11 protein-coding genes and 2 pseudogenes are annotated in these 11,035 nt (G+C 32.3%); 6 read left to right on the top strand and 7 right to left on the bottom strand.

Annotation, left to right across the window (positions count from 1 at the left end):
* Positions 1-446: transposase (locus AC1DIT_RS24615; protein WP_476998472.1), on the bottom strand; the 446-nt coding region annotated here is incomplete at its 3' end.
* A gap of 374 nt (positions 447-820) precedes the next feature.
* On the opposite strand from AC1DIT_RS24615, the gene AC1DIT_RS24620 reads away from it, so the two are divergent.
* Complete coding sequence (locus AC1DIT_RS24620) at positions 821-1,348, top strand: DUF4352 domain-containing protein (protein ID WP_006097608.1); 528 nt, start codon at positions 821-823, stop codon at positions 1,346-1,348.
* A gap of 213 nt (positions 1,349-1,561) precedes the next feature.
* Here AC1DIT_RS24620 and AC1DIT_RS24625 read toward each other — a convergent pair whose 3' ends face one another.
* The 5 genes from AC1DIT_RS24625 to AC1DIT_RS24645 form a co-directional block, all read right to left on the bottom strand.
* A complete protein-coding gene (locus AC1DIT_RS24625; protein WP_016115625.1) occupies positions 1,562-1,990 on the bottom strand; it encodes an HIT family protein in 429 nt (142 codons plus the stop codon).
* Between the two features lie 154 nt (positions 1,991-2,144).
* Positions 2,145-2,663, bottom strand: a complete 519-nt coding sequence (locus AC1DIT_RS24630) for a DUF1374 domain-containing protein (RefSeq protein WP_016115624.1) — start codon at positions 2,661-2,663, stop codon at positions 2,145-2,147.
* 309 nt (positions 2,664-2,972) lie between these two features.
* Positions 2,973-3,194 (bottom strand): hypothetical protein, encoded by a 222-nt coding sequence (locus AC1DIT_RS24635; RefSeq protein ID WP_016115623.1) that lies wholly within the window; start codon positions 3,192-3,194, stop codon positions 2,973-2,975.
* Between the two features lie 773 nt (positions 3,195-3,967).
* Complete coding sequence (locus AC1DIT_RS24640; RefSeq protein ID WP_016115622.1) at positions 3,968-4,168, bottom strand: helix-turn-helix transcriptional regulator; 201 nt, start codon at positions 4,166-4,168, stop codon at positions 3,968-3,970.
* A complete protein-coding gene (locus AC1DIT_RS24645) occupies positions 4,137-4,520 on the bottom strand; it encodes a DUF3796 domain-containing protein (protein WP_016115621.1) in 384 nt (127 codons plus the stop codon). The genes AC1DIT_RS24640 and AC1DIT_RS24645 overlap by 32 nt, the downstream gene beginning before the upstream one ends.
* 474 nt (positions 4,521-4,994) lie before the next feature.
* Between AC1DIT_RS24645 and AC1DIT_RS24650 the strand changes: the two genes are divergently transcribed.
* Both AC1DIT_RS24650 and AC1DIT_RS24655 read left to right on the top strand, forming a co-directional pair.
* The gene (locus tag AC1DIT_RS24650) at positions 4,995-5,705 is read left to right on the top strand and encodes a class I SAM-dependent methyltransferase (RefSeq protein WP_476998473.1); all 711 of its coding nucleotides are present in this window, start codon (positions 4,995-4,997) and stop codon (positions 5,703-5,705) included.
* A gap of 104 nt (positions 5,706-5,809) precedes the next feature.
* Positions 5,810-7,243, top strand: coding sequence for an IS4 family transposase (locus AC1DIT_RS24655; RefSeq protein ID WP_476998474.1), 1,434 nt, complete (start codon positions 5,810-5,812; stop codon positions 7,241-7,243).
* A gap of 135 nt (positions 7,244-7,378) precedes the next feature.
* On the opposite strand, the pseudogene AC1DIT_RS24660 reads toward AC1DIT_RS24655, so the two are convergent.
* Positions 7,379-7,451 (bottom strand): annotated as a pseudogene (locus AC1DIT_RS24660) (IS6 family transposase); the annotation flags it as partial.
* A 631-nt stretch (positions 7,452-8,082) separates the two neighbouring features.
* Between AC1DIT_RS24660 and AC1DIT_RS24665 the strand changes: the two are divergent.
* The 3 genes and pseudogenes from AC1DIT_RS24665 to AC1DIT_RS24675 all read left to right on the top strand — a co-directional run.
* The gene (locus AC1DIT_RS24665) at positions 8,083-9,735 is read left to right on the top strand and encodes a pyridoxal phosphate-dependent decarboxylase family protein (RefSeq protein ID WP_016115618.1); all 1,653 of its coding nucleotides are present in this window, start codon (positions 8,083-8,085) and stop codon (positions 9,733-9,735) included.
* A 102-nt stretch (positions 9,736-9,837) separates the two neighbouring features.
* Entirely contained in the window at positions 9,838-10,482 is a 645-nt protein-coding gene (locus AC1DIT_RS24670; RefSeq protein WP_016133106.1) for a hypothetical protein, read from the top strand.
* Between the two features lie 342 nt (positions 10,483-10,824).
* A pseudogene (locus AC1DIT_RS24675) lies at positions 10,825-11,035 on the top strand (IS6 family transposase); the annotation flags it as partial.

Raw genomic sequence — 11,035 nt, forward strand, 5'->3', positions numbered from 1 at the left:
TGGCTGCAGCCTCCTGCACCTGGATAAACGAATGAAAAGGAATCTGGGAGCTGAAATGCAGTTGAATCTAAAATACGAATACGCTTAAAAACAGAAGTATATGGAGAAGAAATCGGTATAGATGAGGCCAATTTTTGGTTTAGTAGTTCAGCTAATATGTGTTGCAAAAATTGGACGGCCGTTTTATTAAACCGTTGATTCAATCCCTCAGGACTGATGAGCACTTCTGTTGATGCTTCTAAACAGCTAGATAACTGAGTTAAAGAAGTCGTAGCGACATTTTGGCTCATCCATACACATAAAGCAACTAAATCTTTTGCTTGGTACTTACTGGTTCGTTGCACAAAACCAACGTCTTTAGCAAGGTCCCGTAAAGTATTTGGAGATAACAAGCTTTGAATCTCTTGAGCGAATAGCTGTAATTCATCGGATACAGAAATAGACATAAAAAACGCCATCCTTTCTTATGATTCTACAGAAAGAATAGCGTATTTTTTTATTTTAGGGGGGATTTTGTTTTATTAGCTTGATAGCGATGGGGTCCCGCCACATCGCTATCAAGCTAAAAATTTATAGTACCCCCAGAACGAAATTTTGTGCTAACTTATAACAAAAAAGCTCATTTTTTCGTTTTGGGATAGTTCTGAATTCTTAAGTTGATGGGCATGTATGGTGACCCCTTGTAGAAGAAACATTTTCCATCTGAGAGCTTATGCTCTCTTTTTTTATTTATGTTCGACATAATCTGACAAAAAAGTTGTAACCATATTTGTTATGATAGTTCAGGAATCATACATTTTACATAATTGGAGGAAACGAAATGTATAAGAAGATGGGTACACTCGTTATAACTGGAGCGCTTGCTATAAGTCTAGCGGGATGTAGTGATACAGAAGAAACTGCCAAGAAAGTATCAAATGATACAAAAACAGAACAAACAACTGAAAAGAAAGAAGAGAAAAAAAAATTTAAAGTTGGCGAAACAATTAAACTTGGAAATCACAAATTAACTGTTACAAATGTTGAAAAGTCTCCAGGTGGAGAATTCGATAAACCTAAAGAGGGTCATGAATTTTTAATCGCTAATGTAACTATAGAAAACGGCGGCAAAGAAGAAATACATTATAATGCTCACGATTTCAGTTTACAAAACAGTGAAGGAAATATTGTAGATCCAACGTTAACTATGATTAACCAAGATACTCAATTGAATTTTGGAAAACTTGCACAAAATGGGAAAATAACTGGAACTATTGCTTTCGAATCAAAACAAGGAGATCCTAAGCTTCAATTAATCTTCAAACCAATTTCCTTATCAGAAGAAGAAGTTCGAGTAAATCTTCAATAATAATATCTACAAAAAGAAAAGACACCCGAATTGAGTGTCTTCTTTTAAAATTTCACATACTATATCTAATTAATGGGGTATCGCCAGCATTTCGGAAAAAACCCAAACTAAGCAAAAAAATACAATAAGCTGTCCATATGGACAGCTTATTTACATAAAATTCGAAAGCGGAAGTAAATGTGATACCCTTGTTCAAGTATCGCACTCTTTCGTTCAAGATAACTCTTCAATCAAATTTTTCAAATTAGTTTTTGTTTCTAAAAACTTAGCTTTTTCTCTGATATTATTTTTTTGTTCCTCACAGTAAAAAGGTTCTCCTTCAAACCTCGGAATGACGTGCATATGATAATGCGTCAAATCATTGAATTTCCCACCATTTTGACAAATCGTGATCCCATCAGGATTAAATAATTTTTTTAGTGCTTTTGAAATGGTCATAGACGCTATCATAATAGCATTTGCAGTTTCAATATCTAATTCTTCAACATCTAAATAATGTTTTTTAGGAAGAATTAAGGTATGTCCCTCGTTAAAAGGTTCAATGTCCAGGAAACAACAAACATACTCATTTTCAAATACAATATTTACTGGTTCAATTTGGTTAGATAATCTACAACCTAAACATTCTGAGTTTATAGTCATATGTGCTCCCCCTTTGGATAATTAAATCCCTTTGGTACTTATTTTTTCTCCCAATAATTTTATACCTTGTTCAACAAAACCGCACCGTTAGTTGAACAAAGAATCCTGCATACCCTATTCATGTCAGGTAGACATAACGTCTCATTATTGGAAGTTATGTTGCATTATCATTTTTAAACAAATTTAATATTTGATTTGCGTCCTCACCTTTTATTATGTAATGTTCAAGATGTTTTTGTTCTTCATTGTCTTGTCGAGCAATTATAACGGTTGGATTTTTCTCTAACCATATTAAATATATTTCTTTAGAATTGTCTTGGTAATTTATAATCATCTTGTAATCTATCGCGTTCTTCGCCTCGTCATCCAGAAAAAGAGAAATAACTCTTTCTCGATCCTTATATATTCCTGTATGTTCCATGGCTTTAATAATTTGATCAAACTCTAGGTTTATAACTGCCTTTTTGTTTTTTACTTTAGTCGATATAAGCTCAATCTTCTTTATCTCCTTTCCTTGAAAGAAAATAGGCTTACGATTTTTCTCTTGTTGTATTGAGGCGGTTTTTCCTTTTGGTTGATCAGTAGTAGATGTATTATCAGTGTTTGTGTCAGTCGAACAAGCGGATTGATATAGGGATAATGATAAGGCCAGCAATAATATATTTTTTTTCATGAATTTACCCCTTTCCTTTTGTGGATAATATTCCCTTTTATCCTGTAATAAACCTTCTCAAAGGGGAGAATTCATATATTCTTCGTATGAATAAAGTATTCATACGAAGTTTACGTAACGACCTATTAGGCCTCACCATCAAGCTAAGATTTTGAAGTACCCCCAAAACGAAAATTTTGTGCCTTTTATAGCAACAAAGTTCATTTTTTTCGTTTTGGGGTTAACCTGCTCTGTTAGTTTGTTTTACATGTGGTGCTTACCCCATGCAAAACAAACCCCGCCCCTTTAGAAAGGGGCTTACATCACTGCTTATGTACAACACAGCGTAGCATCGCTAAAGGCATCTTCGGGAATATATACTTTACCATCTTTTATTTCATACGGAATGTTATTTCTTTTTAGTTTAGCTGTATCGACAGTGTCAACAGTGCTACCCCATTGTTCTAACTTACCGTTGTACTTTTGACAAGCAGATAACACTAAAAGAGCTGTAAAGCAGAAAAATAGATTTCTAAAACGATGTTTCTTCATAATACCCCTCCTCTTCCTTGATTGTACCATTCGGAAGAAACGATTTGCTATAAAAATTGGATGTATATTCCATACATGTAAGGTTTACACAAAACCACTTTTCGGTAGCAAACATATTAATGCCGTAATTACATAAAAAAAAGAATCCCTTATGATTTCTGGGATTCTTTTTCTTGTTTAAAGTTTGCTCACACAAATGATCTGCACATCAATTCACTTTTGATATACAGATCATTTGCATGATAATTTTTATAAATAAGTGCAGAGAATTCTATTACATGAATGCTTTTAGAAGTGTTGCTACTAATGGAATTACTCCACCTAAGAATGATAAAACTGCCATTGCGATTGCCATATTATTTCCTCCTCTCTTAATTTCTGAATATTAAGAATTCTATAAATTCATTATATTACAGATTTAAGAATATAACAATATCTTTTTTATTCTCTCTAAGATTTCGAAATATGCCCATAACAACATTTTTCACGCCACATTTATTCATGATAATTAAGTTCACTTTTTTCGTTTTGGGGTGGATTTGTTTTCTTAAGTTGATGGGCATGTATGGTGGTGTAGCTTTGAAAAAAAGTTTAATTATAAATGTTGATGGAAGCACAATTTAGCAATACATAAAAAGAAACCTTTTTTGAACAAAGATTGGTCAAAATGGTTTCTTTAGCTATAAGAACTGATTTAGTTTTTATAAAAAAGATGGATCAAAACTCAGGGACATATCTATTACAAAAGTTTACTTCCTTGTAATAGAATTAAACTAGTCTTCAAACCAAAATAACACTTCAATGGGTACTTTTAAAACTTTTGCAATATCGTAAGCCAGTTTTAATGAAGGGTTATATTTTCCGTTTTCGAGATTACCAATTGTTTCTCTTCTAACTCCAACCTTATTAGCTAAATCTTCTTGGGACATATTTAACTTTACCCTATATTCTTTCATCCGAGTAATCAGCGTCATCCTGCATCCCTTTCTTTTCTCTACGTTCAAATATTTCTAAATTAATTAAAAAAGTTCCTAACGGTATTAAAGTTGAAAGTGCAACAAATAAACGAATTACATGTACATTTTCAAAAATAGAAACACTTAAGAGTAGTATACTACCGGATACTAGTGTTACAAAAAATGCCCTTGTAGCGGCCATGCGAACATGCAGTATAAAAAGCTCATCTGGTATAACTTTTGCGTATAAAAAGAAGAAAAAGAAAAGGAAATAGTAGTAAGGCGAAAACGAATTTTCACTAAAAAATGAGAAAGGTGCCAAAAACCCTAAAAAACCAATAAACCCTAAGTAAGCTAATTTGTTCTTCATATAAGATCTCCCTTGTGATATATTTCGCTCTTTATGTGATAAATATATCACATAAAGAGCGAAATATAAAGGAATTGAAACGGTATAACTTTTTTATAAACAGTTAATCTTTTTTCAAAGCGGTTAAACTTTTTTAGAAACGGTTGATCTTTATTTCAAATCTACAGGTGGAGCCTTATAGCACATTTCACGATCATGTTATCTAGCTAAATACCAAAGTAGGGGTCACCATACATGCCCGTCAAGCTAAGAAATCAAGTTGCCCCTAAAACAAAAAATCTCACTTCTTATCTTTTTTCAGATAAGAAGTGAGATTTTTTGGATACTATCAATAATAAGTGGTTATGTCAACCTCACATGTATATATTATTCATCATTCTTTCTTCAAGTAACAAGATAAGATAGTTCAAAAAGTTATATTAAATCTGTTACAGTAATTTATAGGATACATAATTTGAGAAATGAGGAAAAACAATGAACAGAATTGAATTTATAAGAAAAGAGGAGAAAAAATATCACGACTATTGTTACGATAATTATAAACTGTTTGAAGAAGGTTCGTGGCTACATAAACCTGTAAAAACGGTAATAGATCTAATTCCATTGTTTGAAGGAAAAGACGATCTTAGTGTGCTTGATTTAGGTTCTGGAGTGGGCAGAAATAGTATCCCATTGGCTCAAGCTATAAAAGAAAATGGCGGTACAGTTGTGTGTGTTGATTTATTAGACTCTGCTTTGCAAAAATTAAATCAATACAGCGAGGAATATGAAGTTAAAGAAGTAATTCAAACTGAAAAAGCTGATATAGGAAACTATGAAATTAAGCCTAATAACTTCGACTTCATTGTTGCAGTTTCAAGTTTAGAACATGTCCAATCAGAAGAGGTATTTGGAAAAGTTGTTCAACGAATGGCAGACGGAACGAAGTGCAACGGAATAAATTGTATCATTGTAAATTCTGAAGTTGAAGAAATTGATATGGATACCAATAAGAAATTGAATGCACTAATGGAGATAAACATTCCAACAGAAGAAATGATGAATAWATTAAGACAAATATATGATGGTTGGGAAGTATTGAGTATCCTAGTAAAACCGCTCGAATATAAAATTATTCGAAATGAAAAGTCTGTTTTATTAAAAACAAATGTAATCACATATGCTGTAAGAAAAAATAATCTATAAGGAGTCACCATACATTACTATCAATCTAAGATGGATTTATACCAATAATTCATAGAAAACGTTATTCTTTTTGTAGAAATATACAGAAAGGATGGCGTTTTTGTATGAATCTATCGATTCAAGATGAGTTTTATTTGTTCGCTGAAGAACTACAGCGATATCTATCTCCACATATTCTTCAACAACTTGGCCAAGAGACAGGTTTTGTAAAACGTAAAAGTAAGTATGGMGCACRAGATTTGGCTGCTTTATGTATTTGGATYAGTCAACATGTAGCAAGTAGTCCCCTTACTCGATTATGTAGTCAGCTTTATGCAAATACAACTACACTTATGAGTCCAGAAGGACTTAATCAACGTTTTAACCGATGTGCTGTTTTATTTCTACAGCGTGTATTTTCTCTTTTAATCAAAAGTAAACTAAACGATTCTTCTCAAATCTCAAACCAATACATTTCTTATTTTCAACGTATACGTATTTTAGATGCTACTATTTTTCAAGTACCCAACCATTTAGCTTCTATTTATCCTGGTTCAGGGGGATGTGCACAGACAGCTGGTATTAAGATTCAACTAGAGTATGATTTACATAGTGGGAAATTCCTCAATTTTCAAATGGAACCAGGTAAAAATAATGATAAAACCTTTGGTACAGAATGTTTGGATACCTTACGATCAGGAGATTTATGTATTCGAGATTTAGGATACTTTTCTCTAAAAGATTTAGACCAGATGGATCAACGAGGGGTATTCTATGTTTCTCGGTTGAAATTAAATAATAGAGTATATGTGAAAAATGAATCGCCAGAATTCTTTCGGGATGGGACAGTAAAAAAGCAATCTTTATATGCTTTACTTGATCTTGAACATGTCATGCATCAGATAAAACCAGGAGATACTTATGAAATTCTGAATGCCTATGTTGGACAACAAAAATTACCCTCACGAGTTGTAATATACAGACTCACATCAACTCAAGTTCATAAACGTAGGAAACAGCAAACTTATGTTGAAAAGAAAAAAGGGGTTACATACTCTGAAAAAAGTAAACGTTTAACAGAAATCAATGTTTATATTACCAACATCCCATGGGAAATTGTTCCGATGGAACATGTTCACGAGATCTACTCTCTACGTTGGCAAATAGAGATTGTATTTAAAACATGGAAATCTCTTTTTGGTATCAATCATTGTCACAATATTAAGCGAGAGCGTCTAGAATGTCATCTGTATGGACAGTTAATCGCTATTTTTCTTTGTTCTTCCACTATGTTCAAAATGCGACAGCTGTTACTACAGAAAAAACAAAAAGAATTAAGTGAATATAAAGCAATTTATATGATTCAAGATCATCTGTACTTAGTATATGAAGCTATACAACAAGACACCCAAGAAGTATCAAAAATTTTTCTTCGTCTGTTTGACCTCTTACAGAAAAACGGACGGAAATCCCATCGATATGAGAAAAAGACAGTCTTTGATATTTTAGGCGTTGTTTATCAGTGCACTGTATCCAATCTAAATAAGAAAACTGCATAATCTTTAAAAATACACCTTATTAAGGTTTATTTGGAATGCGTATTTTTAAAAACAAATAAACAAAATATCAAGCATGTAGGCAACAAGAACGGAAGTTCATGGAATACCCAACCTTAGCTTGATGGGCATGTATGGTGACCCCTAATAAGATAATATCAGGCTGATAGTGCTTCCATTTGAACAAATTTTCCTTTTTCATACCGATCACACACCTTTTTTAGAGTAATAGTATCAGTATGTCCAAGATTTAGAGATTACTTGCATGTATCTTGAAGTTTTTGCACCGGAACCAATAGAACGGGTTACCTCAAAACAATAAAAACAAGCATAATGCACAAAATTTTCGTTCTTGGGGTATTTCAAAATCTTAAGTTGATGGATATGTATGGTGACCCCTATAACGCATTACATGAATTATTAATAGTTTCATAAAACTGGCCCACAATATTCCCCATCTCTTTATGTCTTCGGAAACTTTGCAACAGAACCTTAAACTACATTATAAGGCGTTTTTCATTATATTCAAATATCTATTACGTTATTTGAATATCTGCTAGGGCACAATTTAAATTTAATGAAGTTTGTAATACTGAAGAATAAATAATTAATTCAGAAAAATTTTTAGCAACTTCATTATATCGCAATTACTTTTTAAAATTAATCAAAAAATTTTCCCTTTACTTTAAATTCCAGAATTCATATAATTTTCTATGGAATTACATTTTTTTCTAAATAGCTCCTGATTCATACACATTCTAAAGGATAAACACAAATCATTTCACTCGTATATTTAACTAGGTAAAATAAAAATCCATATTTTCACAAGGAGAAGTGACCACATGCAAGATATTTTGAATCTATTTCCGAGCGCTGATGGAAATGAAAAAAAACAAAAACTTTTTTTAGAATCTATGCAGAAAATAGTTGAAAATCTTAGCCGATTAAAAAATGAAGACCGAGCATCTTTAGGTAACTGTGAGGAAAAATCAGATGGATATTACAATAACTTAATTCACCAAAGTCATATACCACTGGCTGGAATTGTTATGTCTGAGGTTATGGAAGAACTAAACCAATTTATGAATGGTCATCCTTATCCAAATAAATATTATTTGTCTAACGCTGTACCACTACCAAGTATTCCATCACTATTAGGTACAATAACCATGGCGCTTTTAAATGGTAATGGCGTTTGGGATGTATATGGCCCTGGGGCAGCTGAAGCAGAAGTAAAAGTTGTATCCATGCTTTCAAAACTGATCGGTTATAATCCGCATAATAGCGGTGGTTATACAACATGGGGTGGACAAGGATGTGTATTTTCAAGCTTACGTTTAGCAATTGCTAAACAATTTCCATTAGCAAAGGAACACGGTGTTCCACAAAATGTATATTGCTTTGCTTCTGAAAATGCACACTATAGTTTATTAAAGTCAGCTGAAGCAACTGGCATTGGGACAAATCACCTAATTAAAGTGAAAACTGACCCTTATACAAATTCTATGGATATAGAAGATTTAGAGGATAAAATGATAAAGGTTATTGAAAACGGAGGTATCCCCCTTTATATTCTAGCTACTATGGGGTCAACAGATACATTTACAATTGATGATATAGAAAAAATTAAAGATAGTGCTGAATCAATACAGAAAAAATATAAATTAAAACCTATTTATATTCATGCAGATTCTGCAATGGGCGGATTCTATGGTTTCTTTAATAATTATAACTTTGAAGAAAATCCACTTTCATTTGAACCTAATGTGAAAGATGCCTTACAACTCGTTCAAGGGAAAATGCAATATATGTCTCTTGCAGATAGTGTATGTTTTGATTTTCATAAATTAGGACAAACACCTTATACTTCAAGTATTTTAATCGTGAAAAATCATACTGACTTACAACTTATGGACATCGAACAAAATGACACACCTTATCTTGGTAATAGATCATATGGCAGTTATCATACAGGCTATACCTTAGAATGTTCACGAGCTGGTAGTTCTATTCCGATGTATATAAATTTATTAGCCTTTGGAATTGAAGGATATCAAAAATTATTAGCAAATTATGTTCGTGTAAATCTATTATTTAGGGAGAAATTGCGCAAGGCTCTTCCTCAAATAGCAATAACAAATGATTTTACTTATGGACCAATTACAACATTTCGTTTCTATATGAATGGAGATGGCCAGGTAAATTGGGAAAAGGAGCGTACAGGTCTCGCAACACAAGAAGAGATTGAGGATACAAATCGGTTAAATATAGAACTATTTAATTACCTAGGAAAAAATCGTGATCAAATATTCTTTGGCGATACAACTCGTTCTTGTGTAGTAGATGTAATAAACAGTTGTGATAGAAAACCAATTTCTACATTAAAATTCTTTTCTATCTCGCCATATACAAATGTTGAATGTTTAGATGAGATTGTAGCATTTCTTCATAAACATGTATCGATTGCTACTAAACAGATTTATTCATATGTTTAATAACCTTATTTGTTAGCGCTTTAATATTTAAACTTAACTACATTAAATAAAATTTTCAATCCCTTTTAATCACTATCTATATTAAGAAATGAGGAAAAATATATGAATATAGAGCTACTAGATACACACCACGTGAAAGATGCAGCACATTTAATTGCACATTCTTTTGTGAATAACGAACCTCTTGTAAGCAGTTTACAAATTCATTTTGCTCCTTTTCACAAAATGTGCGAGGAAATGGTAAAACAAGCTGTATCTCAATCTATGTCATTTGTAGCAATAGAAAACTTTCAAATTGTTGGTGTTCTTTTAACAAGAAAAGTAACCCAACCATTAATAGATAAAGATAAAGCGAGTGAACTGTGTCCACAAATGGATCCCATTTTTCTACTCTTAGATACTTTAGAGACGGAATCAATTGAGTTTTCAAATTTAGATAAAGAAAGATTAGTCTATCTAGATATGGGCGCTTGTCATCCAGATTGGATGGGCAGTGGGGTAGTCACTACTCTTATTTCACATGCTATTCAAGAAATAAGTACAAGAGATTTTGATTTTATTGCTGCTTGTACAAATAAAATTTCTCAAAAAATCCTTAAAAAATTGTATAAGACTTTTGAGATTAATGAAATAGTGTATAATAAATTTCCTTATAAGGAATCATTGCCTTTTGCTAACACAACAACTTCCTTAACAGCTCAATTATTATATATACCTCAATCTCAATTTGTCATTAAAGCTATATAATTTTTAGAACGACTATAAATTCGAAAAAAATTATCCTATATGTGCATGAATCCTAAATTATTACTTTTCAAATAGTATACCCATACTTTTATAGCAGCTAAAAAAGGCTTCGAATTGAGGAGTCTTTTTCTTTGTAATGGGGGTACGGAAACGATTCAGGGTATGATGGGACACTCTGGAATTTAATTACAAATCTAAAAAAGAACTTTATTCAAGATCTTTTAATCTACGATATAGAGCGGCCTGACTCACTCCTGTAATCTGACATATTTCCTTTGGTTCTGTTGCAAAGTTTTCTAAACTAAGCTACACTTTCGGAAAAGAAAACGAGGAGAATCACAGATGAGATATTTTAAAGGAAAACAATTCAAAAAAGATATTATTTTAGTAGCTGTCGGCTACTACTGCCGTTTTTCTTTAAGCTATCGTGATGTATCTGAAATCTTAAAAGAACGTGGTGTTTCAGTTCATCCTACAACCATCATGCGCTGGGTTCATGAATATGGTAACTTGATCTATCAAATATGGAAGAAGAAAAAGAAGCACGTACACT

Source organism: Bacillus sp. 05T22 (assembly GCF_056396765.1).